Annotated in this window: 26 protein-coding genes; 15 read left to right on the forward strand and 11 right to left on the reverse strand. The window is 67.8% G+C overall.

Annotation, left to right across the window (positions count from 1 at the left end):
* Positions 1-39: 39 nt before the first annotated feature.
* Positions 40-852: a DUF4349 domain-containing protein gene (locus tag SBI67_RS05290; RefSeq protein ID WP_413232406.1), complete on the reverse strand. Its 813-nt coding sequence runs from the start codon at positions 850-852 to the stop codon at positions 40-42.
* Positions 853-966: 114 nt separating this feature from the next.
* Here SBI67_RS05290 and SBI67_RS05295 point away from each other — a divergent pair, with 114 nt between their 5' ends.
* On the forward strand, positions 967-1,395 hold the full coding sequence (locus SBI67_RS05295) for a VOC family protein (protein WP_318979502.1): 429 nt from the start codon (positions 967-969) through the stop codon (positions 1,393-1,395).
* On the opposite strand, the gene SBI67_RS05300 is transcribed toward SBI67_RS05295, so the two are convergent.
* Positions 1,379-2,773, reverse strand: a complete 1,395-nt coding sequence (locus tag SBI67_RS05300; protein ID WP_318979503.1) for a sensor histidine kinase — start codon at positions 2,771-2,773, stop codon at positions 1,379-1,381. The two genes, SBI67_RS05295 and SBI67_RS05300, sit on opposite strands and share 17 nt — an antisense overlap.
* A gap of 115 nt (positions 2,774-2,888) precedes the next feature.
* On the opposite strand from SBI67_RS05300, the gene msrB reads away from it, so the two are divergent.
* On the forward strand, positions 2,889-3,341 hold the full coding sequence (msrB, locus tag SBI67_RS05305; RefSeq protein ID WP_036397872.1) for a peptide-methionine (R)-S-oxide reductase MsrB: 453 nt from the start codon (positions 2,889-2,891) through the stop codon (positions 3,339-3,341).
* Positions 3,338-3,853 carry a peptide-methionine (S)-S-oxide reductase MsrA gene (gene msrA, locus SBI67_RS05310; protein WP_318979504.1) on the forward strand — a complete coding sequence of 172 codons (516 nt, stop codon included), beginning with the start codon at positions 3,338-3,340 and terminating at the stop codon, positions 3,851-3,853. The genes msrB and msrA overlap by 4 nt, the downstream gene beginning before the upstream one ends.
* Here msrA and SBI67_RS05315 read toward each other — a convergent pair.
* Positions 3,843-5,168, reverse strand: a complete 1,326-nt coding sequence (locus tag SBI67_RS05315) for a cytochrome P450 (protein WP_318979587.1) — start codon at positions 5,166-5,168, stop codon at positions 3,843-3,845. The two genes, msrA and SBI67_RS05315, sit on opposite strands and share 11 nt — an antisense overlap.
* Positions 5,169-5,300: 132 nt before the next feature.
* On the opposite strand from SBI67_RS05315, the gene SBI67_RS05320 reads away from it, so the two are divergent.
* Entirely contained in the window at positions 5,301-5,906 is a 606-nt protein-coding gene (locus SBI67_RS05320; protein ID WP_318979505.1) for a TetR/AcrR family transcriptional regulator, read from the forward strand.
* On the opposite strand, the gene SBI67_RS05325 is transcribed toward SBI67_RS05320, so the two are convergent.
* Positions 5,883-6,452 carry a TetR/AcrR family transcriptional regulator gene (locus tag SBI67_RS05325; RefSeq protein ID WP_318979506.1) on the reverse strand — a complete coding sequence of 190 codons (570 nt, stop codon included), beginning with the start codon at positions 6,450-6,452 and terminating at the stop codon, positions 5,883-5,885. The genes SBI67_RS05320 and SBI67_RS05325 overlap by 24 nt on opposite strands.
* Positions 6,453-6,505: 53 nt before the next feature.
* Between SBI67_RS05325 and SBI67_RS05330 the strand changes: the two genes are divergently transcribed.
* Complete coding sequence (locus SBI67_RS05330) at positions 6,506-7,150, forward strand: class I SAM-dependent methyltransferase (RefSeq protein WP_318979507.1); 645 nt, start codon at positions 6,506-6,508, stop codon at positions 7,148-7,150.
* Here SBI67_RS05330 and mmpH read toward each other — a convergent pair.
* The 4 genes from mmpH to SBI67_RS05350 all read right to left on the reverse strand — a co-directional run bounded on the left by mmpH (position 7,147) and on the right by SBI67_RS05350 (position 10,762).
* Positions 7,147-8,217, reverse strand: a complete 1,071-nt coding sequence (gene mmpH / locus SBI67_RS05335) for an MMP endo-(1,4)-3-O-methyl-alpha-D-mannosidase (RefSeq protein WP_318979508.1) — start codon at positions 8,215-8,217, stop codon at positions 7,147-7,149. The two genes, SBI67_RS05330 and mmpH, sit on opposite strands and share 4 nt — an antisense overlap.
* A gap of 1 nt (position 8,218) precedes the next feature.
* Positions 8,219-8,932 (reverse strand): class I SAM-dependent methyltransferase, encoded by a 714-nt coding sequence (locus tag SBI67_RS05340; RefSeq protein ID WP_318979509.1) that lies wholly within the window; start codon positions 8,930-8,932, stop codon positions 8,219-8,221.
* A complete protein-coding gene (gene manT, locus SBI67_RS05345) occupies positions 8,926-10,158 on the reverse strand; it encodes an MMP alpha-(1->4)-mannosyltransferase (protein WP_318979510.1) in 1,233 nt (410 codons plus the stop codon). Before manT ends, SBI67_RS05340 begins: the two co-directional genes overlap by 7 nt.
* A gap of 67 nt (positions 10,159-10,225) precedes the next feature.
* Complete coding sequence (locus SBI67_RS05350) at positions 10,226-10,762, reverse strand: hypothetical protein (RefSeq protein WP_318979511.1); 537 nt, start codon at positions 10,760-10,762, stop codon at positions 10,226-10,228.
* A gap of 147 nt (positions 10,763-10,909) precedes the next feature.
* Here SBI67_RS05350 and SBI67_RS05355 point away from each other — a divergent pair, with 147 nt between their 5' ends.
* The 5 genes from SBI67_RS05355 to SBI67_RS05375 are packed head-to-tail and all read left to right on the forward strand — an operon-like array spanning position 10,910 to position 15,154.
* Positions 10,910-12,748: a hypothetical protein gene (locus tag SBI67_RS05355; protein ID WP_318979512.1), complete on the forward strand. Its 1,839-nt coding sequence runs from the start codon at positions 10,910-10,912 to the stop codon at positions 12,746-12,748.
* A complete protein-coding gene (locus tag SBI67_RS05360; RefSeq protein WP_318979513.1) occupies positions 12,745-12,915 on the forward strand; it encodes a hypothetical protein in 171 nt (56 codons plus the stop codon). The genes SBI67_RS05355 and SBI67_RS05360 overlap by 4 nt, the downstream gene beginning before the upstream one ends.
* Positions 12,912-13,325: a hypothetical protein gene (locus SBI67_RS05365; protein ID WP_318979514.1), complete on the forward strand. Its 414-nt coding sequence runs from the start codon at positions 12,912-12,914 to the stop codon at positions 13,323-13,325. Before SBI67_RS05360 ends, SBI67_RS05365 begins: the two co-directional genes overlap by 4 nt.
* Complete coding sequence (locus SBI67_RS05370; protein ID WP_318979515.1) at positions 13,322-14,596, forward strand: hypothetical protein; 1,275 nt, start codon at positions 13,322-13,324, stop codon at positions 14,594-14,596. The genes SBI67_RS05365 and SBI67_RS05370 overlap by 4 nt, the downstream gene beginning before the upstream one ends.
* 9 nt (positions 14,597-14,605) lie before the next feature.
* A complete protein-coding gene (locus tag SBI67_RS05375; RefSeq protein ID WP_318979516.1) occupies positions 14,606-15,154 on the forward strand; it encodes an isochorismatase family protein in 549 nt (182 codons plus the stop codon).
* A 115-nt stretch (positions 15,155-15,269) separates the two neighbouring features.
* On the opposite strand, the gene SBI67_RS05380 is transcribed toward SBI67_RS05375, so the two are convergent.
* Positions 15,270-16,121 (reverse strand): enoyl-CoA hydratase/isomerase family protein, encoded by an 852-nt coding sequence (locus tag SBI67_RS05380; RefSeq protein WP_318979517.1) that lies wholly within the window; start codon positions 16,119-16,121, stop codon positions 15,270-15,272.
* Positions 16,122-16,186: 65 nt separating this feature from the next.
* Here SBI67_RS05380 and SBI67_RS05385 point away from each other — a divergent pair, with 65 nt between their 5' ends.
* From SBI67_RS05385 to SBI67_RS05400, 4 genes are all read left to right on the forward strand, one after another.
* Positions 16,187-16,642, forward strand: a complete 456-nt coding sequence (locus tag SBI67_RS05385; protein ID WP_318979518.1) for a MarR family winged helix-turn-helix transcriptional regulator — start codon at positions 16,187-16,189, stop codon at positions 16,640-16,642.
* A complete protein-coding gene (locus tag SBI67_RS05390; protein WP_318979519.1) occupies positions 16,639-17,451 on the forward strand; it encodes an ATP-binding cassette domain-containing protein in 813 nt (270 codons plus the stop codon). The genes SBI67_RS05385 and SBI67_RS05390 overlap by 4 nt, the downstream gene beginning before the upstream one ends.
* The gene (locus tag SBI67_RS05395) at positions 17,441-18,253 is read left to right on the forward strand and encodes an ABC transporter permease (protein WP_318979520.1); all 813 of its coding nucleotides are present in this window, start codon (positions 17,441-17,443) and stop codon (positions 18,251-18,253) included. Before SBI67_RS05390 ends, SBI67_RS05395 begins: the two co-directional genes overlap by 11 nt.
* 81 nt (positions 18,254-18,334) lie before the next feature.
* A complete protein-coding gene (locus SBI67_RS05400) occupies positions 18,335-18,658 on the forward strand; it encodes an SDR family oxidoreductase (RefSeq protein WP_318979521.1) in 324 nt (107 codons plus the stop codon).
* Between the two features lie 503 nt (positions 18,659-19,161).
* Here the strand turns inward: SBI67_RS05400 and SBI67_RS05405 are convergent.
* Positions 19,162-19,764 carry a hypothetical protein gene (locus SBI67_RS05405; RefSeq protein ID WP_318979522.1) on the reverse strand — a complete coding sequence of 201 codons (603 nt, stop codon included), beginning with the start codon at positions 19,762-19,764 and terminating at the stop codon, positions 19,162-19,164.
* Between SBI67_RS05405 and SBI67_RS05410 the strand changes: the two genes are divergently transcribed.
* Complete coding sequence (locus SBI67_RS05410) at positions 19,754-21,364, forward strand: cysteine peptidase family C39 domain-containing protein (RefSeq protein ID WP_318979523.1); 1,611 nt, start codon at positions 19,754-19,756, stop codon at positions 21,362-21,364. The genes SBI67_RS05405 and SBI67_RS05410 overlap by 11 nt on opposite strands.
* Positions 21,365-21,558: 194 nt before the next feature.
* Here the strand turns inward: SBI67_RS05410 and SBI67_RS05415 are convergent.
* Positions 21,559-22,689: mannosyltransferase YkcB-related protein (locus tag SBI67_RS05415; protein WP_489685548.1), on the reverse strand; the 1,131-nt coding region annotated here is incomplete at its 5' end.

Genomic DNA, 22,689 nt, shown 5'->3' on the forward strand with positions numbered 1-22,689 from the left:
ACAAACTAGAACATGTTCTAGCGGCTGTTGTCGAGATTTTCACGAACGGCGTGACCGCACCAGTCGCACGATCAGGTAACCGAGGCCGCCGGCGAGGGCCACCGCGGCCAGCCACGGCAGCAGCAGCCCGAACGCCAGCACCACGTTCGACACCGCCGACACCAGTAAGTCCCAGCCACGCTCCACCTGTCCGAAGAAACCGTGGTAGCGCTCGGGCGCAGGTCCGCCCACCCGCTCGGCGTTGATCTCCACGTTCAGGGTGCTGTAGTCGATCTGAGCGCCCAGCGCCGCGCGCTGTGCTCGCAGACTGTCCAGGTCCGACTGCCGCTGCGACAGCGCCTCCTCGGCCTTGATCAGCGCCTCGGGGTCCTTGGCGTCGCGCATGATGGCCAACAGCCGGTCCACCGATGTCTGCAGCGCGGTGATGCGCGCGTCGAGGTCCACGCGCTGCGCGGTCACATCGTCGGAGGTGATCTGCACACTCTCCACGGTGCCCAGCTTCTTGAGATCGGCCAGTGCGGCATCGAGTTTCGCGGCGGGCACCCGCAGCGTCAACGAGACGTGCGCGCGGCCGGTGCCCGAGCCGGCGTCCTCGGACCGGTTGTCCACCCGGCCGCCCGCCGTCGTCGCGATCTCGGCGGCTCGGTCGGCGGTGCCGGGCGGGTCGGCGGCGGTGATGGTCACCATCGCGGTCTTGACGATGTCGCGCTTGGCGTCCGGCACCTGTGGTGGTGCCAGCGGCGGGCCGCCGCCGGACCCGGCGAGTTTGGACTCCGGAGCCTGCGGGGCCGGGGCGGCGGGCGCGGCCCGATCCAGCGCCGGCGAGCCACCGGCACAGGCGGTCAGTGCCAGCAGGACAAGAACCAGGGCCAGGGCCTTTGCCATGCACCGAATGTACCGACCAGCTGTGAACTTCCTTTGCAGATGTCGGCTACGTCGTGCGCGCACATGCCGCAGAATCACCCTATGACTTCCGGCGAGCCTGCCATCCAGGGCGTCCACCATGTGTCGTTGACCGTCACCGACCTCGAGGCCAGCATCGCGTGGTACCAGCGGGTGTTCCGGACGCAACGCCTCGACCTCACGATTCCGCACTACGGCCGGGAGTCGACGGGATACGCCGTACTGCTCCCGGAACCTCGCAGCGGGTTGATCTTCGGGCTGCACACCAACACCGGCAACGACGGTCAACCGTTCGACGAGGCCAGGACCGGACTCGACCACGTGTCCTTCGGGGTGGCCGGACGGGCGGAGCTCGAGGCCTGGACCGGCTGGCTTGACGAACTCGGCGTGGAACACACCGGCATCGTGGACGAGACCGAACCGCTCACCTACTCGACGGTGGTGTTCCGCGATCCGGACAACATCCAGCTGGAACTCATTGCGATGGAGTGACATCGACCGGCAGGCGCACGGCGAAACACGTGTTGCCGGGCACCGAGGATACCGAGAGGTGACCTCCGTGCCGCTCGGCGATCCGCCATGCCAGATCAAGCCCGAGCCCGCTACCCTCCCCCGTCGGCTTGGTGGTGAAGAAGGCCGTGAAGATGTGATCGATGATGTCCGGGTCGATACCCGGTCCGTCGTCGCAGACCTCGACGCACACTATGGCGTCGCTCTCCCTGGTGGTCCGAACGGTCAGCGTGCCCCGGCCGCCCATCGCCTCCAGCGCATTTTCGATGAGGTTGGTCCACACCTGGTTGAGATCGCCTGCATGACAACCTATTTCGGGCACAGAAGGATCCCACTGGGTGATCAGCTCGATATCGCTGCCCGGTCCGACGCGGCCGTCGAACATCGACAGCGTGCTGTCCAGCAGCTCATGGAGGTCGACCTGCTGGAAATCACCGCGGTCCATCTGCGAATAGTGCTTGGCCGCCTCCAGCAGCGCCGACATCCGCTTGTTTGCGTCGCGGATGTCGCGCAGGCGTAGCTCTCCTTCCATGGAGTCCGCCAACCCTTCGACAGCGGTCTGTAACACCTGCGGACTCACCGGTTTCCCGTCCGCGCCACTCATCCGGTCCAGCCAGGCGACATCGAGTCCGGCCTCGGCGAAGGTCGGGGCGTAGTCCCAGCTGCCTGCGACACCGTGCCGCTCGAGCCACTCGCCGATCCGCTCCTCCCGGTCGGACAGTTCCAGTCCTCCGGTACCGGCCGGCGCCCCCAGCAGCTCGGGCAGCGGCGACCCGCCGAACTCCTTGGCGACTCGCAGCTGCAGCCGGCGCAGGACGGCACCCAGGTCGGTGGCGGCGCGCGCGATCGCGGCGGCCGGATTGTTCAGGTGATGGGTCAGCCCCGCCGTGATGGTGCCGAGCGCGACCAACCGGGCACGCTGGCCCAGCAGCTGCTGCTGACGCAGGGTCCCCAAGGTGTGACCGGCCAGCAGGTGGACCGCCATCGGGAACTGGGTGTGCATGAAGTCGGCGAACCGCTCGGCGTCGAGGACGAAGAAGCGCGACGGGCGGACGAGCCGGATGGAGACGTCGTACACCTGCGCGGCACTGGGAACATAGGCCACCCACGCCCCGCAGTAGGCGCCGCGTTGGGTGGTCCGGCGCGTCTGGACGTCGACACCGCCCATTCGGCCCGACATGACCAGCTCACCCTCGATCATCACGTAGAAGAAGCGCGCGGGTTCGCCCTCGCGCAACAGCTGCCCGGCCGGGAACGTCTCGATGTGGCCGTCGGCGCAGAGCACCTCCAGTTGCGCCTGCGACAGGTGCTCGAAGAGGAACAAGGTCCGCAGTTCGTCGGGCCGGCATTGTTCGACCATCACCGCCGAGATTAACGGTGACTTCGGGTGATCGCATGTGGATCCGGCCGAGACCGCTCGCCGTTCTCGCCGAGGGCGAAGGGAACTAACCCCACGTCAGCGCGGTTATCTAGATATGACGTACAACAAGAACCCGGCGGCGGTGCAGGCGCTGACCCCCGAGCAGTACCGGGTGACCCAGCGCGACGGCACCGAACGGCCTTTCACCGGTGAGTATTGGGACAACCACGAACCGGGTATCTACGTCGACGTGGTGTCGGGTGAGCCGTTGTTCGCCTCCGTCGACAAGTTCGACAGCGGCAGCGGGTGGCCCAGCTTCACCAAGCCGATCGAGAAGACCAACGTGGTGGAGAAGCGCGACTTCTCGCACCTGATGATCAGAACCGAGGTGCGTTCGGCCGGTGCCGACAGCCACCTTGGCCATCTGTTCACCGACGGACCCCGCGACCGGGGCGGCTTGCGCTACTGCATCAACTCGGCTTCGCTGAGATTCATCCACCTCGACGATCTCGAGGAGCAGGGCTACGGCGAGTACCGGACGCTTTTCACGACCAAGGAGGACAAGTGAGCGACTACCAGAAGGCGGTTCTGGCCGGCGGGTGCTTCTGGGGCATGCAGGACCTGATCCGCAAGCAGCCCGGTGTCGTGTCGACCCGGGTCGGCTACACCGGCGGACGCAACGACCACCCGACCTACCGCAACCATCCCGGCCACGCCGAGGCGGTGGAGATCATCTATGACCCGGCGCAGACCGACTACCGCGCCCTGCTGGAGTTCTTCTTCCAGATCCACGACCCGTCCACCAAGGACCGGCAGGGCAACGACGTCGGCAGCAGCTACCGTTCGGCGATCTTCTACGTCGACGACGATCAGAAGCGCGTCGCGCTGGACACCATCGCCGACGTGGACGCGTCCGGTCTGTGGCCCGGCAAGGTGGTAACCGAGGTGGTGCCCGAGGTCGACTTCTGGGAGGCCGAGCCCGAGCATCAGGATTACCTGGTGCGCTACCCGTCGGGCTACACCTGCCACTTCCCGCGGCCCGGCTGGAAGCTGCCCAAGCGGGCCGACGCTAGCGCCTAGCCAGCGTCACCCGGCCACCGCGCTTCGGTGTGTAGGCCACTCCCCTGGAGTGCACCGCCTCACCGGGCGCGGTGGTGGTGGCAACGGTGAAGTGCCGCAAGACAGTTCGCAACACGACATCCATCTCGACGTTGGCGAACACCGCGCCCACGCAACGCCGGGTGCCGCCGCCGTAGGGCACCCAGGCCAGCGGCGGGCGCGTGCCGACGAACCGCTCCGGGTCGAACCGGGCCGCGTCGGCGAACTCCAGCTTGTGCAGCTGGGCCAGGCTCACCATGATCGAATGCCTCTGCGGCACAACCCATTCACCCAGCTGGAAGCTCGGCGCGTAGACGTGCCGCCCGGCGAAGTCGATGACGGTACGCACCCGTTGGGTTTCCAGGATGACCGCCTGACGGTACTCGTTGTCGGTGCCCGTGTCGGCCTCCTCGACGAGCCGGGCCAACACCTGCGGATGCCTGCTGACCCTCTCGAACACCCAGGCCAGGGTGGAGGCCGTCGTCTCGTGCCCGGCCGCGAGCAGGGTCAGCAGTTCGTCGGCGATGTCCTGACGCGACATGGCCGTGCCGTCCTCGTAGCTGGTGCGCAACAAGAGCGCCAGCACATCGTCGCGCTCGGCCAACCCCGGGTCGGCGCGCACGTCGTCGATCAACCGGCCGACCACCGTGTCGTACTGCCGCCGATATTCGGCCAGCCGCCCCCACGGGGTCCAGCGGCCGAGGTTGCGTCGCGGGGCGGGCAGGGTGGCCACCCGCGAACCCAGCGTCACCCAGGGCGGGATGATGCGGCGCAAGTCGTCCAGATGCGCGCCATCGGCGCCGAACACCGCCCGCAGGATCGCGTTCAAGGTGATCCGCATCATCGGTTCCAGTGTCGGAAACTCTTGACCGACAGGCCAATTCGCCGCTTCGCGCAGCGTCTCCTCTTCGAAGATGCGCTCGTAGTTCTTGATGCTCTTGCCGTGGAACGGCGGCGTCAGCAACTTACGCCTGCGGCGGTGCTCGGCGCGGTCCAGCGCGAACACCGAGCCCGGACCAAGCACCCGGGACAGGTTCGGCTGGATGTTGCCGACGTCGTCGGTGTTGGCCGCGAACAACTGCTTGGCCAACTGCGGATCGGCGATGACGACGGTCGGCCCGTACACCGGCAGATCGACCGTGACCGCCGGCCCGTAGCGGCGCACCAGGTGGTCGGTCATCTGCCTGCGGAACAGTGCGAAGGCGAATCCCTGCAGCGGGCGGGCGACCCGCGGACCGGGCGGTAGGTGCCCGGCCCGGCCGACAGCGGGCTGCAGGGCAGGCGCCTCGGCGCTCATCTCGGTGCTCGTTCGGCTGGCTGTCTCAGTCATGCACGCTCCAGACCCCTACGGTGGTACTACCCTGTACCACAGGCGTGTGCGCTACGGTACTCCCTGGTACCGAACCGGCGCAAGAGTCTGGAGTAGGACATGGCCGCACCCACTGCTCCGACGTTTCGCACCCGCCTACTCGACGGCCTGGCCGCATCCATCGCCGAACGCGGGTATCGCGCCACCACGGTCGCCGATATCGTGCGGCACGCCCGGACATCCAAGCGCACCTTCTACGGCGAGTTCACCGACAAAGAGCAGTGCTTCGTCGAGCTGTTGCGCGCCAACAACGACGAACTCATCGCGGGCATCCGGGCTGCCGTCGATGCGCAGGCCCCCTGGCGCGAGCAGATCCACCAGGCCGCCCACTCCTATGTCGAGCACATCGCGGCGCGACCCGAGATCACCCTCAGCTGGATCCGCGAACTGCCGGCGCTCGGCTCCTCGGTGCGCACCATCCAGCGCTCGGCGATGAGCGCACTGACCGAGATGCTCGTCGATCTGTCCGCCGGCGACGGGTTCCGCCGGGCCGGGCTGGCACCGGTGTCCCGGTCACTGGCGGTCATCCTGCTCGGCGGGCTGCGCGAACTCACCGCCCTCACCGTCGAGGACGGCCGACCGGTGCAGGACATCCTGGAGCCGGCGATCACCGCCTCTGTCGCCGTGCTGGGGGTGCAGGCCTCAGCCCAGGATCAGCCGGGCTGACCGCTCCAGCCGGGGCGCGATATCGGCGTAGGACACATACCCCATGCCGGCCCGAACCAGCGCGCCGGAATACAGCAGTTCCAGCGATTCGATGACGTCCATATCCGTGTCCGGACCGAGCGCGGTCAGCAGCCGCTCACGGATATCGCGGCCGATGCGCTGGCGCAAGACTTCGACGTCGGGATCGCGGGCCAACAGGGCGCTGGTCACCGCGCCGGCGAATTCCGGTTCGTCGGCCACCAACAGCGCGATGTGCCGCAACACCTCGCTGGCCCGGCCCACTGCGTCGCCGTCGCCGTGTTCGGTGGGCGGCGAGGCCGCCAGCCGACGCCAGAACACCTCGGCGACAAGGTGTTCCTTGGAGGAGAAGTAGGTATACGCGGTGGCCGCGCCGACGCCGGCGTCGGCGGCCACCCGGCGCACGGTCAGCGCACCGAAGCCCTCACGATTGAGCAGGTCGATTGCGGCATTGCCGAGTCGCTCGACGGTATCGGCCTGTTTGGCGCTCAGGCGACGCCGAGTCGACTCCACAGCCGCGTCGGACACGTGTCTGGACGCTACTACAACAACCCGGGACCAGCAACGGTAGGTTGACAGCCATGACTGCAACCGCCCTGCCGCCCGACGCCGCGCGGCTCTTCGAGTTCGCCGAGACGGTCACCGGTTTCATGCCCGCCGACGAGGGCCGCGCGCTCTACGACGCGGCCGTGCAGTATCTGGCCGGCGGCGTCGGCGTCGAGATCGGGACCTACTGCGGCAAGTCCACGGTCCTGCTCGGGGCGGCGGCCCGTCAGGTCGGCGGCACCATCTACACCGTCGACCACCATCACGGTTCCGAGGAACACCAGCCCGGCTGGGAGTATCACGACACCTCGCTGGTCGACCCGGTGACCGGCCGCTTCGACACGTTGCCGTCGCTGCGGCGCACCCTGGACCTGGCCGGCCTGGAGGATCAGGTGGTACCGATCGTCGGCAGGTCCCCGGTGGTGGCGCGGGTGTGGGGAATGCCGTTGCAGTTCTTGTTCATCGACGGCGGCCATACCGAAGAGCACGCCCAGCGCGATTACGACGGCTGGGCCCGCTGGGTGACGCCGGGCGGCGCGTTGGTGATTCACGACGTGTTCCCCGACCCGGACGACGGTGGCCAGGCGCCGTACCACATCTACCGCCGGGCCATCGACTCCGGGGAGTTCCGCGAGGTGTCGGTCACGCGCTCACTTCGGCTGTTGGAACGGGTCGGCTAACGGCCGGAAGCCGCGCAGGCGCAGTCGAATTCGCCTTCGAGTCCGCGGGGGAGCCCGGCTCCGCGGAAGATACCGCTGGCCGGTGTGCTGCAGGACAGGGCGTCGGCGGCCAGGATCATCGCCGCACCGGTCCAGGTGGTGCGTTCCTCGGGCCAGCGCTTCCCGTCGGCGAACACCAGCCCGGTCCAGTACGAGCCGTCCTCTTCGCGCAGATGCTGCATGGCGGCAAATTGCTCGCGCGCCTTGACGCGGGCACCGAGCGCATCCAACGCCATCACCAATTCGCAGGTCTCGGCACCGGTGACCCATGGCCGGTGATCCACGCACCGGATCCCGAGGCCGTCGACCACGAAGTCGTTCCAACGTCCGGCGATCCTGGCATGCGCCGCGGCACCGCGCACCGCTCCGCCCAGCACCGGGTAGTACCACTCCATCGCGTGAGAATCCTTGGCGGCAAAAGCCTCTGGATGATCGGCAATGGCATGGCCGAGCGCACCGACGGCCACCTCCCATTCCGGCTGCGCTTCACCGAGATAGTTGGCCAGCGCCAGCGCACACCGGATGCTGTGGTAGATGCTGGCACACCCGGTCAGCAGCGCCTCGTCCATCATGCCGGCTTCGCTTCTGGCCCAACTGATCTGCCCGCCCGGCAGCTGCATGCTCAACACGAGGTCGATGGCCCGGCTGACCGTGGGCCACATGTGTACGGCAAAGCGCCGATCCCCGGTGACCAGCACGTGATGCCACACCCCGGTGGCGATATAGGCGCAGAAGTTGCTGTCGGTGTTGCCGTCCTCGACCACGCCGTTGCGCAGCTGGATCGGCCAGGAGCCGTCGGCCCGCTGGGTCTTGCGACACCACTCGAAGCCGGCACGGGCCGGCTCCAAGAGCCCGGCGGCCGTGAGCGCCATCAGATTTTCCACGTGATCCCATGGGTCGGTGTGTCCGCCCACCGACCACGGCACGGCACCATCGGACTCCTGGGTGGCAGCGATCGACTCGGCCGTCTGCCGACACTGGCGAGGCGTCAACACACCTGGCACACCGGGAATCTCGTGGTGCGGCATATCAGGCCGGTTTGGTGAAGTACAGCGCCACGCTCTTGCCGATCAGCGGATTGAGCAGGTCCTCTGCGGTGCGGGTCAGCCACGGCCGGCTCATCATGTCCCAGACCAGCAGTTTGTGGTAGGTCGTGACCGCCGGGTGTTTCGGCTTGTCAACCCCCACAGCGCATTTCAGCCACCAAAACGGTGCGTGCAGCGCGTGCGCATGGTGGGCATGGGCGAACGTCACGCCGCGCGAGGTGATCTTGTCGCGCAGTTCGTCGGCGTGATAGATCCGGATGTGACCACCTTCGTTGGCGTGGTATTCGTCGGACAGCAGCCAACACACCTTCTCCGGCAGCCAGCGCGGCACCGTCACCGCCAATGTGCCACCGGGTTTGAGCACCCGGACCAGTTCGGCGATCGCCCGATCGTCGGCGGGTACGTGCTCCAGGATCTCCGAGGCGATCACCACGTCGAAGGTGCCGTCGGCGTAGGGCAGGTCCAGGGCGTCACCCTTGACCGCCTCCGCACGCGCCCCGGCCGGGGCCTCGCCCTGCTCCCTCATCGCGGTCAGGATGGCGTCCACATCGTTGAGGTCCTCGACGCTCTGGTCGAAGGCGATCACATCGGCGCCGCGCCGGTAGGCCTCGAACGAGTGCCGGCCGGCACCGCAACCGACGTCGATCACCGAGGTACCGGGGCCGATACCCAGCCGGTCATAGTCGACGGTCAGCACGACGTCATCCTCTCGATCGCCTTCTCGTACACCGCAACCGTCTGGGCGGCGACGGATTCCCAACTGAAAACGGCCAATGCCCGCCGGCGGCCGGCCGCACCCAGCGTGCGACGCTGCGCCGGCGAGTCCAGCAGTTCGCCGAGCACCGTGGTGAGCCGGTCGATATCGCCGGGCGGCACCAGTCGCGCACACTCCCCCTCGGCGCCAAGCACCTCCGGCAGGGCCCCGGCCCGGCTGGCCACGATGGGGGTACCGCTGGCCATCGCCTCCACCGCAGGCAGCGAGAAGCCCTCGTAAAGCGAAGGGATGCAAGCGATCTCGGCTGAAGCCAACAGTCCGGCCAGTTCGTCGTCCGGCAGCCCGCTGGAGGCGTGCACGATATCGGAGATTCCGAGCTCGGCGATCAGCTTCTCGGTGGGGCCGTTGGGTTCGAGCTTGGACACCAGCTGCACGTCCAGGTTGTGCCGGGCGCGTAGCCGGGCGACGGCGTGCAGCAGATTGCTGACTCCCTTGAGGGGCACGTCGGCGCTGGCGATCGCGATGATGCGCCCGGGCACGCGGTGCTCGGCCGGCCGGAACAGGTCGGTGTCCACCCCCAGCGGCACCACGTGCAGCTGGTCGTCGGACACTCCGAAGTCCTCGGCGATATCGGCGGCCGACGTGCTGGAGACGGTCAACAGTTCCGGGATGCGGCGGGCCACCCGCTTCTGCATCTCGGCGAATCCGTACCAGCGACGCACCAATGGCTTGCGCCACCACGGCGCGGCGGCCACCTCGAGTACCCGGTCCCGCGTGATGGGGTGATGCACGGTGGCGACCAGTGGGATGTCCTCGGCGACGCCCAGCAGTGCCGCGCCCAGGCTCTGGTTGTCGTGCACCACGTCGAAGTCGGCACGCCGCGCGGCGAGGATGCGCGCGGCCCGCATGCAGAAGGTGCGCGGCTCGGGGAAGCCGGCCGACCACATGGTCGCCAGCTCCAGCACGTCGATGTGGTCGCGGATCTCGCTGAGCTGCGGCACGCGGAACGGATCGGGTTCGCGGTAGAGGTCCAGGCTGGGCACCTTGGTCAGCGTGACGCGCGGGTCGAGACCTTCCGGATAGGGCTGACCGGAGAACACCTCTACCTGGTGGCCGAGCTCGACCAGCCCACGGGACAGGTGCCGCACGTACACACCCTGGCCGCCGCAATGCGTCTTGCTCCGGTAGGAGAGAAGGGCGATGCGCACGTCAGCTCGATCCGCTGAACCGCGGCGGGGCCACACTGGACATGTGTCCAGACTATAGTTTGACGAGCTAGCAGACGCAACGCGCGCGGCAGGCTCCTCCGGGGCGCGGCAGCACGAAGGCGAACGGGGTGGGGAAGCCAAGGCCGGTCAATCCGCCCCGCCGGACGGTATCGATCGCGACGGCACGCACCTGTCCGGAACTCGGCTCATAGCAGTGCAGCCGGCCGTCTCCGGCGTCGACGACGAGCACCCAATGCCGCGGGACGAACCGGCCGATGAGCATCGCCACCGGCCGCCCACACCCGAGCGCCGCCAGCACATCGGCAAGTTCGTCGCGGCCGCCGGGCAGCAACCCGCGGAACAACCGCCACCGGTACCGGACCGGGCTGTGCACCGTGATGGCCCGGGCCACACCCGCCGGTGTCGCGCCCAGGGGCCGTGGCCAGAGCCGGTTGACCAGCCGGTGTACCCGGGCCTGCTCGTCGTGGAAGTGCGGCTCCTGCAGCATCGCGCGGTAGGCCGGGTCCAGCACCGCGCCGGCCACCACCGCCACGGTGGGGCCGCAGGTGACGCCGTCGCGCTGGCGCAACCCGGCAAGGTTCATCGCATCCAGGCTAGTGGGGAAGGGCTACCCAGGCGCCAGCAAAGTGCCTAGGCTCAGCCAAACAACCGGTACCCCTGGTTTCGAGTACAGCTTTCTGTCAATATTACCGACGAGTAAGTACGGCTCTTCGACGTAGCGGGGTGGGAAATGACGCAGCACATCGCAGACGGTGTCTCGATTTCGGCGGCAGCCGGAACCGAGGGCGGGGGTGCCGCGCTCGACCAGGTGATCGGCATGTCGGTGGCCACCGCCATCATCACCGCAGGGCTGCTCTGGATCGGCTATCTGCACCGGCAGCGGCGCATCACCTGGCTGCAGAACCTGGCCGAGAAGGTCGGCCGCAAGATGAACCGGCCGCCCTGGGTGGCGCTGCCCGCGCTGCTGTTCACCTCGACCATCATCTGCGCGATGTTCGGCTTCATCTGGGATGTCAGCCTGCACATCGGTAAGGGTCGCGACGCCGGCCCGCTGGCGAACCCGGCCCACTACTTCATCCTGATCGGCCTGTTCCTGCTCTTCATCGCGGGGTCGCTGGCGATCATCCTGCCCTACGACAAGCCGGGACCGGCCGCCGTGAAGATCACCCGGACCTGGTATGCGCCGGTGGGCGGCATCCTGATGGCCGGTTGCGGCCTGTATGCCCTGATCGGTTTTCCGCTCGACGACATCTGGCACCGGATCTTCGGTCAGGACGTCACGCTCTGGGGGCCGACCCACCTGATGCTCATCGGCGGCGCGGGACTGTCGCTGGTGGCCACGCTGCTGCTGACGCGGGAGGGCGATATCGCGATGGGCGCCGACGCACCCGAGCAGCGGCGCAGCATCCTGGCGTATCTGGCCTGCGGCGGCCTGGTCATCGGCCTGTCGGTGTTCCCCGTCGAGTACGACTTCGGCGTCGAGCAGTTCCGGCTGGTGCTGCATCCCATGCTGATCGCGGCCGCGGCCGCCATGGCACTGGTCACCACCCGGCTCCTGCTCGGCCGGTTCGCGACGTTCGGCGCGATCGCTTTCGCGCTCCTCATCCGCGGTGTGGTGGCCTTCGCGGTCAGCGGGGTGCTCGGTGGGCCGTCCAGCTGGTTCGCGCTCTATCTCGGTTCAGCCGTCGTGGTGGAATTGCTCGCGCTGACCCCGCTGGTCAACCGCCCGCTGTTGTTCGGTGCCGTCGCGGGTCTGGGCATCGGATCCGTCGGGATGTGGCTGGAGTCGTTCTGGATCGACGCCGTCTTCCGCAACCCGTGGCCGCAGAGCATGTGGGGTGAGGCGCTGGCGATGTCGGTGCCCGTCGCCATCGGGATGGGCATGTGCGGCGCCCTGCTGGCCATCGTGCTGACCGGACAGCGGCTGCCGCGCCGGCCCGTCGGGATCGGCATCGTGGTGGCCACGGTGTTGGTCATCGGCGGCGCCGTCGCCAACGGGCTGCATGTCACCGTGCCCGAGAACGCCAGCGCGCAGATCACGCTCACCGACGCACCCAGCCCCGACGGCCAGCGGCTGGCCAACGCCGACGTCCGGATCACCCCGGCGAATCTGATCGGGGACGACCCGGAGTGGGTGTCGATCCTGGCGTGGCAGGGCAAACTCGACCACGAACGCGGGTTGGTCGTCGATCACCTGGAGAAGGTGGGCCCCGGTCACTACCGTTCGACGCGGCCCATCCCGGTCTGGGGCACGTGGAAGACGGTGCTGCGGGTACAGGACGGCCGGACCATGGCGGCCGTGCCGGTCTTCCTCCCCGCCGACCCCGGAATCGGCGCCGAGGAGACCCCGGCCCTGGCCTCGACGACGCGCGACTTCACCGAGGAGATCAAGGTGTTGCAACGCGAGCGCAATCTCGACGTGCCGTCCTGGCTGTACAGCGCCGCCTCGCTGGTGGTCCTGGTGTGCTCGCTGATCCTGGTGGCCTTGCTGAGTTGGGGTGCGGGACGGATCAATTCGCGAGAGCAGCACAGCACCACGGAGGCCCGGGAACCCGTCGGACAGTCGTGACGGTTCTCGCCGACCACTCACTCTGGCTGGCGCTGCCGGCATTCGCACCGGCCGTCGTGGTTGCCGGCGTGGTCGCCTGGGTGGCCATGCGCGACCGCCGCGCCGGCCCCGATGATGCGCCTGACAGCGAGAACCCAGGTTCGACCGGAAAGGATGACTCAGCGTGAAACTCGTGAAGACACTGACCGCCGTGGGAGCGGTCGCCCTGCTGGTCGCCGGCTGCGGCGGTGGGCAGTCATCGGAGAAGACCGACACCTCCCCCGGCACCGGCTCGGCGGCCCCGGGGATGACCGACCAGCAGTCGCCGCCGGAGCGGGTGGTCATCGACGTCACCATCGCCGGGGGCAACGTCACCCCGACCAATCAGCAGGTCCAGGCGAAGGTCAAAGAGCCGATCATCGTGCGGGTCAACAGTGACGCCGCCGATCAACTGCACGTGCACTCCAACCCGGAGCACACCTTCGACATCAAGCCGGAGAACGGGCAGGCGTTCCAGTTCACCGTGGACGTGCCCGGCAAAGTGGACGTCGAACTGCACCACCTGGACAAGACGGTCGCGACCCTGACGGTGCAGTGACCGTACTGGCGCACGGGCTCGGTGGTTCGACCGATCTGCCGATCCCGCTGACCTACGCGTTGATCGGCGCGGCGTGGGCGCTGACCTTCACCTTCGCGGTGGTGGCCCTGGCGTGGCGCAAGCCGCGGTTCGATCCCGCGGCGCCGGGACGGCCGCTGCCGGGTTGGGTGACCGCATCGGTGGACTCGCCGATCACCAGATGGGCCGTCGGTCTGCTGGGACTGGGGTTCGCGGTGTGGGTGGCGGCGGCTGCCGTGCTGGGGCCGCAGACTTCGGCGAACGCACTTCCTGGCGTGTTCTACGTGCTGCTGTGGGTCGGAACCGTGGCGCTCTCAGTGCTTTTCGGTCCGGTGTGGCGAGCACTGTCCCCGGTGCGTACGGTGGCCCGGCTGTTCAGGATCCGGGCGAACTCCTATCCCGAGCGGCTGGGTTACTGGCCCGCGGCATGGGGCCTGTTCGCCTTCGTCTGGCTCGAGCTGGCCAGCCCCGACCCCGGTTCGCTTGCCGCCGTGAAGATCTGGCTGGTCGTCTACCTCGGTGTCACCCTGGGCGGGGTGGTTGCGTTCGGTACACGCTGGTGCTCGCATGCCGACCCGTTCGAGGTGTACAGCGTGGTGGCCTCGCGGTGCGCGCCGGTGCGCCGTAACCCCGACGGCCGGATCGCCCTGGGCAATCCGTTCAACCATCTGCCCACCCTGCCGATTCGGCCGGCGTCGGTGATCGTGCTGGCGGTACTGCTCGGATCCACTGCTTTCGACAGTTTCTCCGCCACACCGGCCTGGCGCGGATTCGTCGACGCGCACACCTCCAGTGCCTGGCAGGCAACGGCTTTCAAGACGGTCGGGTTGGTGGTCTTCGTGGCGACGGTGGCACTGACGTTCAGCGCGGCCGCCCGGGCGACCGGCGGGGTCGACCGGGACCTACGCCGACGGCTGCCCGGACTGATGGCGCACTCGCTGATCCCGATCGTCATCGGTTACGTCTTCGCACACTATCTGACCTACCTCGTCGAGAAGGGGCAGCAGACGGTGTACGCACTGCTGGGCATGCACGACGCTCAGGTGTATTACGTGCTGTCCCTGCATCCGTCGGTGCTGGCCACCTCGAAAGTGCTGTTCGTGGTGCTCGGGCACATCGCCGGAGTGATCGCCGCACACGACTGCGCGTTACGGGTGCTGCCCAGACGACATCAGCTGACCGGGCAGCTGGCCATGATGCTGGTGATGGTCGGCTACACCTTCACCGGGCTGTACCTGCTGTTCGGCGGCTAGGCTTTGGGCATGCGAGCCTTGATCGTCGTCGACGTACAACGCGACTTCTGCGAGGGTGGCTCACTGGCCGTCGCCGGTGGCGCCGAGGTTGCCCGCGCGCTGACCGGACTGCTGGGCTCGCACGACTACGACCATGTGGTGGCCACCATGGATCACCACATCGACCCCGGTTCGCATTTCTCCGACGAACCGGATTACCAGGCGTCGTGGCCGCGCCACTGCGTGGCGGGCACACCCGGGGCGCAGTTCCATCCGGACTTCGACCCGTCGGCCGTCGAGGCGGTGTTCACCAAGGGTGAGTACGCGGCCGCCTACAGCGGATTCGAGGGCGCCGACGCAGCGGGCACCACGTTGGCGGCGTGGCTGCGCTCACGCGGGGTGGACGAGGTGGACGTGGTGGGCATCGCCACCGATTACTGCGTGAAAGCGACGGCAGCCGACGCGGCGGCCGAGGGTTTCCGCACCCGTGTGCTCCTCGATCTCACGGCAGGCGTGGCGCCGACGAGTACGGCCGAGGCGGTCGACACCTTGCGTTCGGCCGGCGTGGAGGTCGTCTAGCCGGAGGGTGGTGGTGCGGTGGTGATTGCCCGCCTCTGAGCGACTTTTCATCGACAACGGTCGAAGAAACCCGCACCGCGCGCTTCGTCGCCATCCGCCGCCTCAACCACGACGGCTACGCCGAACCCCCACCCTTCTGAGGTGATTCGCGCTGAGGTGATTCGCGCTCCCGCGTCGGATCCACCGGCCGCCCGGTCCACCGCGGCGGACGCCGGTCCAGGTGGGCACGCACCCCCTCGCGGGCATCGTCGTGGGCCATCAGCTGCAGGTGGATTTCGGTCTCGCGGGCACCGACCTGCTCCCGGGTCAGCCCGAACGAATCCCATAACAGCCGCTTGCTGGCGGCCACCGACATCGGCGCGGTGTTCTCCGCGATATCGCGGGCGATCTCGAGTGCGGCGGGCAGCACCTGCGCCGTGTCCAGCGCTTGGCTGCCCAGTCCCAGCTCGACCGCCCGCCGGCCGTCGAAAGTCCTTCCTGTCAGCAGGATTTCAGCGGCCACCGACAGCCCCACCAAGCGCGGTAGCACCCAGTGCGAGTACGCGTCCCCGACCACACCGCGACGCACCTGCACCACGCCGCAGCGTGCGTCCGCGGCGAAGATCCGGATATCGCACTGCAGCGCCAAGGTCAGCCCGAGGCCGATGGCGGGCCCGTTCACCGCGGCGATCACCGGCTTGTCGAGCGTCCAGGCCGGTACCTCGATCCCGGCGGCGCTGAACCCCGCGCCCGGTTCGGTGAAGGTGCGCTCCCCGGCGCTCAGGTCGGCGCCCGCGCAGAACGCCGGCGGAGTCCCGGTGAGCACCACCGCCCGGATGTCGTCATCGGCGGCGCAGCGGCGGTAGGCGTCGGCCAGCTCGTCGCGCATGCCGTCACCGATGGCATTGCGGCGCTCGGGCCGGTTGAGGGTGATGACGGCGACGCCGCCGTCGACGTCGAACAGCAGGGTGCGGTACGGGTCCACCACCTCATCATGAGGTACCGGTTCCGCACCGCATTCAAATACCTCTGTAACAGAGGTAATATGGCGGGGTGGATGTGCACACCGACCTGGTCACCGAACTGTTCGGCGTGGTGGGCCGGTTGCGCCGCCAGCTCCGCCGTTCAACCGGGGGCCGCGGCTTCGACCGCACCGGGCTCAGCCAATCCCAGGCCGAACTGTTGCGCCTGGTCGGCCGCAACCCCGACATCTCGGTGCGGGAGGCCGCTGCCGAACTGAGCCTGGCCCCCAACACCGCCTCCACCCTGGTGTCCAAGCTGGCCGCCGACGGCCTGCTCATCCGGCGGGTGGACGATACCGATCGCCGGGTCGGGCGACTGCGATTGGCGGCATCCGCGCAGCGCATCGCCGACGAATCCCGGCAGGCCCGGCGCGCCGCGCTGGCCGGCGCGCTCGACGAACTCGCACCCGCTCAAATCGACGACCTGGCAAAAGGTTTGCGGGCCATCGCCGAACTCACCCGGATACTGCAGGAGAGACAGCCATGACTTCGCCACCCCCGGCCGTCGTATGCCGTCGGCTCACCCACCGTTACGGCCAGTTCACCGCCGTGGACAACCTGGATCTGCAGGTGCGCACCGGCGAGACCATGGGGCTGCTCGGCCCCAACGGCGCAGGCAAGACCACCGTCATCCGGGTTCTCACCACCCTCACCCCGGTACAGGACGGCACGGTCGAGATCTTCGGCATGGACTCCCGCCGCGACACCATGGACATTCGGTTCAATATCGGCTATGTGCCGCAACAGCTTTCCATCGAAGCGGCACTGACCGGCCGACAAAACGTCGAGCTGTTCGCTCGGCTCTACGATGTGCCCCGCCGTGAACGGACCGAGCGCGTTGCCGACGCACTGGCCGCCATGCAGCTCTCCGATGTCGCCGACAACGTGGCCGGGACCTATTCCGGCGGTATGGTGCGCCGGCTGGAACTCGCGCAGGCGCTGGTGAATCGGCCGTCGCTGCTGTTGCTGGACGAACCGACGGTGGGGCTTGATCCCATCGCGCGGGACAGCGTGTGGGAACAGGTGAGCCGGATGAAAGCCGACTTCGGCATGACCGTGCTGCTCACCACGCACTACATGGGTGAGGCGGATGCGCTCTGCGACCGGGTGGCACTGATGCACCACGGTCGGCTGCAGGCCGTCGGCACTCCGGCCGAGCTGAAGGCCACCGTCGGCGACACCGCCACCTTGGAGGACGTCTTCCGGCACTACGCGGGTTCGGATCTCGAGGAGCCCAGCCAGTCGGGTCTGCGCGAGGTGCAGGCGGCCAGGAGGACGGCCCGCCGTGTCGGCTGAATCCCTCACCCTGGTTCGCGCTCCGCGTGGCTGGCGGCGGGTGCGCGGGCTGGCCGTGCGCATCGGCGCCTTCGCCCTCGTCGAACTGCAGAAGCTGCGGCACGACCGCACCGAGTTGTTCACCCGCATGGTCCAGCCGGCACTGTGGCTGCTCATCTTCGGCCAGACGTTCAGTCGGCTGCACGTCATCGACACCGGCCACGTCGACTACCTGGCCTTCCTGGCCCCTGGCATCATCGCCCAGTCGGCGCTGTTCATCTCGATCTTCTACGGCATCCAGATCATCTGGGACCGGGACGCCGGCATCCTGGCCAAACTGATGGTCACCCCGGCGCCCGCCTCGGCCTTGGTGACCGGTAAGGCGTTCGCCGCCGGTGTGCGCTCGGTGGTCCAAGTCATCGGCGTGGTGGCCCTGGCCTACCTGCTGGGCGTACACATGACCGTCAATCCGCTGCGCATCCTCGGCGCCATGGTCGTGGTGGTGCTCGGGTCGGCATTCTTCGCCTGCCTGTCCATGACGTTGGCCGGTCTGGTGCAGCATCGGGATCGCCTGATGGGTATCGGTCAGGCCATCACCATGCCGCTGTTCTTCGCCTCCAACGCGCTCTACCCGGTTGACGTGATGCCGCACTGGTTGCGCTGGCTCTCGGCGGTGAATCCGCTGAGTTACGAGGTGAACGCGCTGCGCGGCCTGCTGATCGGGACACCCGTCAACGGCTGGGTCGATATCGCGGTACTGGTCGCCGCGGCGGTGCTCGGCGTCGCCAGCGCGTCGGCGCTGCTGCGCCGCCTGGTGCGCTAAGACATATCCTCGCCATATCGGGCACCCAGCTTGCCGGCGTTGACTCGAGGCATGGAAACCGACAGGAGTAGAACAGAATTCGTGGTCATCGTGCCGAACGCCGGCACAACCGACGGGTACCGCGCCGTGCGCGCGCTACTGGCCGCCGGGCATCGCGTCGTGGCCACCGACCGGCACGCCACCGCGCTGGTGCGGCTGTTGCCCGATTCCGACGCCGACCGGCTGTTGCTGCTGGCCGCCGATACCACCGATCCTGACCAGTGGAACCGCGTGTTGGAGCGGGCGACAACGCGATTCGGCTCCGCCGCGCTACCGATGTCAGCGTGGCCGCGAACCGGGCTGGTCTCTGCTGCACAACCCGACGCCGTATGTCGTCGAGCAAGCCATGTTCCGCTCAGCGCGTGAGCTTCGAGAGGCCTCGCTTCTTGAAACTCCTTGAACCAAAAGAACCCTTTTCCGTTCCACAGCGCGGCCTCGGCAGGCAACGGCGCTGGAGCAGATGACCGCCTCACCGATACCTGTCGGAAGCCCCTTCCCGGAGTCCGGTGGCCGGTCGTGATCCGTTGGCCGAGTCACCGCAGGGGATCTGCGCACTCTTGCGCCGGGATGCGTACGCAGAGCTGGGCGATAACGCCGCCGGACCATCCGGCGTGCGGGTCGGCCGATACCCGAAACATTACGCCGTGCTGCATTCTCAGCGAAGAATGATGCGACGGTGTGCGCGCCTTCGGCTCCGCCGGCGCCGATTACCCGCTGAGACAACATCGTTGGCATGTCACCGATTCGCCCCGTCCCTTCGCCGACCACCCGCTAGCATCCGATTCGTCATTGTTTGCGGAGGCGTCAATTAAAGGGAGGCAGGTGGGGATGAGCCAAGACAACGGGCGTCCGCGATCGGACGGAGTCGATCATCGGCGAGCGCACCATGCGCGGAAGTGGCTGGGGGCCGGGGCCATGACTCTGGGTGTGGGCGCCGCCATGGTCGGTGCCGCCGGCGTCGCAGCGGCCGATACCGGAGCAGGCGACGGATCCTCGACCAGTGCCGGCGCCGGTGATTCCGCCGCAAGCTCGTCGGCCCCTGCGCACGGCACCACCTCCACGGGCGCACCGAAGAAGAAAAACAGGGGTGCGGTCAACGCCACGAAGTCCGCCACACCGACCAAACCTCGCCCCACACCGGCCACGTCTTCGACCGACAGCGCCTCATCGACCACCACGAACGTATCCGAACCTGCCGCAGGTTCCGAGTCGGCTGGTTCGGAATCCCAGTCCGCTGAAACGGCTCCCGCGACGAGTACCTCGTCGGCAGCGACGAAGGGGCACAAGAGGGGTGCCAAGACCGCGTCGACGACCAAGCCGGTCACGACACTCAAGAACAACTCTGCCGCCGAGTCCGGCACCGGGGTGGACGGTGCGTCCGCGGCCACAGCCCAGCCGCGTGCGACCGCTGCGGCCACACCCACCGCCTCGGCGTCCGCCACGACGGCGGCGGTCGCCGCGGTGACCGCCAACCCGACGGTGTCGACGGCCGCGACGGCACGGTCGCCGATTGCCCTGCCTATCCCGAACAAGCTTCTGAAGGGACTGCAGGACTTCGGCCGCAACGTCTATCTGACGGTGACGAACCAGATCTACGGGGTCCGGCGCAACCTGGAGACCCTGCGCGACGACCTGGGCAATGTCCTGGGCATCACCCGCAACGTCATCACAAAGGCGCTGCCGTACGGCAACCCCGCGTTGAACTCGCAGTATTTCGTCCGCGCGCAGGACTATTTCTCGTCGGCGCTGGCGACCGTGGCGATGGCGTACGGGCAATTGACCGGCACCACGCCCGACCTCCAGGATTTCATCGACCGCGCCCAGACCGTCGACAGCCTCTTCTATACCAACCACAAGATCTACCTCGGGCCCGGTTCCACACAGTTCGTCACCCCTTCGGACAGCTATGAGCTGTTGCAGGACAAGGGTGTCCGCATCATCTCGCGTAGCTACGGGATCTACCAGGGCGGCAAGGCCTTCAACGATCTCGCCAACGGTCTGCAGGATGCGAGCAAGGCCATGATCGTGACCATCACCGGTCCGGTCACCGGCTACCAGGGCACCGGCTTGAAGACGGCCACCGTGATCGGCGTGGACAATGTCAACGGCACCGTCACACTCAACGATCCCACCAGGTCCGACGGCCAAGGCCTCACGATGAGTGTCGACGACTTCATGGATGCCTGGGGTAAGCAGCGGTACCAACTGGTGACGACGCAGCTGGCGAGCGCGCCGCTGACACCGCCGCCGACGCCCGGTACGACCAGGTTGGCGTGGTCGTTGCCCGCGCCGGACAGGATCGGCCAGGCGCTGCAACACGCCGCAACCGCGCTCGCTCAAGCGGTCGTGCACCAGATCGACGGCGCCCAGGACAACCTGTCGACCCTGGGCTTCGATGTGGCGCGCACATTGGGTGTCGCCGATTCGCACGTGATCGCCGCGCCGTCGCCCGGTGACCTCGAGTACGGCAATTACAGCGCCAACCTCCCGTATTGGGTCTACCAAGGCAATTACGGCACCTGCGCCCTGATGGCCACCGCGGCGGTCATCGGTCAGTTCACCAATCCCGACCCTGCCGATATGGTGGCGCTCGGCCAGCAGATCATCGACATGGCCGAGTCGACCGCCAGCGGTGTCAAGCAAGGGGCCATGTACGTCGACGGTAAGGGTGGCACTGCGCTGGAAGACGTTGTCGGCCTGTTGAACATGAACGGGTTGAACGCCGACTACACCACCTATCTCAAGGGTGAAGACGAATTGGCCAAGGCGAACCTCATCGCGGCGCTCAACCAGCAGCAGGGCGTCATCGTCGGCGTGAACAACGCCGTGGTCTACAACGCGTACACCCGCCAGTACTTCGGTCAGGAGCAAACCTGGTACCCCGAAGATGCCAATCCACAACTCAATCACGCGGTCGTCGTACTCAGCGTCAACCTGACCAAGGGAGTGGTCTACCTGAACGACAGCGCACCGCCGCACGGACAGGGACTGGCCGTACCCATTGACGAGTTCATGAAGGCCTGGAAGACAGGCGGATTCGCGACGGTGACGGCCGAGCGTCCACTGGGCTGAGACGCGACGACGCTCGCGGTGGGATGGTCAACTCGGCATCCCACCGCGGCTATCACTGCCGGCGCCGCGTGGCCATCGGAACCTGTTGTCCACCAGTGCATCTGCCGCTGCGCCGCGCCGGCGGCGAGGTCGAAGTTGTTCTCGGTCATGGATTCGCGAACCGCTGACAGGTCCTTCGGTGAGTGCTGCCGATGTCAGCGTGACGGGGACGCCAGGTCGTACACCGTCGTCGACCCGATCACCGTGGCCGGGAAATGGGCGGCCACCCACTGCGTGATATCCCCGTGGGCGCGGGTGTTCAGTGACGGCCCGTGCCCAGACGCCTTTTCCACCAGGTAGTAGCCGATCTGGTGGCGAGCCACGTCGTCCTGGAACTGGCCAAGGGTCGGCGCGGGATCGGTGCCGGAGAACCCACCGATCGCCATCACCGCGGTGTGGCTGGACAGCTCCAAACCCGCTGCGGTGTTGGATCGTTCGACGGCCGCCGACCACCGGGCGTGGCTGGCCGACAACAACGCATCCAGCGCCGGGGTGTCCGCCTCGCGGCCCCACCCGCCGCCGGCGTCCTTCCCGGCCCGGTGCGGGCCCACCGTCGGCCCACCACCTTGATGTGCGCTGGCGGCGGTGGCCACCGCGTAGGCCGCCGGACCGAGCAGGGCCGCGCACACACCGAGCACCAGCGCCACCCGCACGGCGACGGGCCGGCCGATCCAGCATGCCAGAACCGCCACCGCAAGAACCCCGACCGTCACTCGGATCCACTGCTCCCAGTGCGGGTTTCGGTGCAGCAGCCACCACCCCCAGCCCGCGGTTCCGGCCAGCAGCGCCGTGAAGCCCAAGCGCCCGAACCAGCCGTCGCGGCGCACCCACATCTCACCGACACCGATGGCGTACATGGCGGCGACGGCGGGTGCCAGGGACAGGCAATAGTAAGCGTGCACGGTGCCGTGCATCAGGCTGAGCACCACACCGTCGACCACCACCCAGCCGCCGAACAGGATGGTGGCCGCCCGCACCCGGTCGGTGCGCGGAGCCCGGCCGCGTTCCACCAGGACGAGCACGATGGCCAGCAACGCTCCGGGCAGCAGCCAGCCGATCTCGTAGCCGAACTCACCGTTGAACAATCGGGTCAGACCCTGCGATTGCCCGCCCCAACCGCCGAGGTCACCGCCTAGGCCACTCATCGACCCGAACGTCGTGGTGTTGTGCCGGCCCAGGATTCGGGCAATTCCGTTGTAGCCCAGGACCAGGTTCATGAAGTTGTTGTCGGTGGAACCGGCCAGATACGGCCGCGACGAGGCCGGCCACACCAACGTCAGCACCAC

The sequence above is a fragment of the Mycolicibacterium chengduense genome (assembly GCF_033741155.1).
Lineage (GTDB): Bacteria > Actinomycetota > Actinomycetes > Mycobacteriales > Mycobacteriaceae > Mycobacterium.

What these genes read in the sequence shown, in the direction of transcription:
- SBI67_RS05295 (WP_318979502.1), top strand. Translation starts at nt 967, where the DNA reads ATGACTTCCGGCGAGCCTGCCATCCAGGGCGTCCACCATGTGTCGTTG.
- SBI67_RS05300 (WP_318979503.1), bottom strand. Translation starts at nt 2,773, where the DNA reads ATGGTCGAACAATGCCGGCCCGACGAACTGCGGACCTTGTTCCTCTTC.
- msrB (WP_036397872.1), top strand. Translation starts at nt 2,889, where the DNA reads ATGACGTACAACAAGAACCCGGCGGCGGTGCAGGCGCTGACCCCCGAG.
- SBI67_RS05315 (WP_318979587.1), bottom strand. Translation starts at nt 5,168, where the DNA reads ATGAGCGCCGAGGCGCCTGCCCTGCAGCCCGCTGTCGGCCGGGCCGGG.
- SBI67_RS05320 (WP_318979505.1), top strand. Translation starts at nt 5,301, where the DNA reads ATGGCCGCACCCACTGCTCCGACGTTTCGCACCCGCCTACTCGACGGC.
- SBI67_RS05330 (WP_318979507.1), top strand. Translation starts at nt 6,506, where the DNA reads ATGACTGCAACCGCCCTGCCGCCCGACGCCGCGCGGCTCTTCGAGTTC.
- mmpH (WP_318979508.1), bottom strand. Translation starts at nt 8,217, where the DNA reads ATGCCGCACCACGAGATTCCCGGTGTGCCAGGTGTGTTGACGCCTCGC.
- SBI67_RS05350 (WP_318979511.1), bottom strand. Translation starts at nt 10,762, where the DNA reads ATGAACCTTGCCGGGTTGCGCCAGCGCGACGGCGTCACCTGCGGCCCC.
- SBI67_RS05355 (WP_318979512.1), top strand. Translation starts at nt 10,910, where the DNA reads ATGACGCAGCACATCGCAGACGGTGTCTCGATTTCGGCGGCAGCCGGA.
- SBI67_RS05375 (WP_318979516.1), top strand. Translation starts at nt 14,606, where the DNA reads ATGCGAGCCTTGATCGTCGTCGACGTACAACGCGACTTCTGCGAGGGT.
- SBI67_RS05390 (WP_318979519.1), top strand. Translation starts at nt 16,639, where the DNA reads ATGACTTCGCCACCCCCGGCCGTCGTATGCCGTCGGCTCACCCACCGT.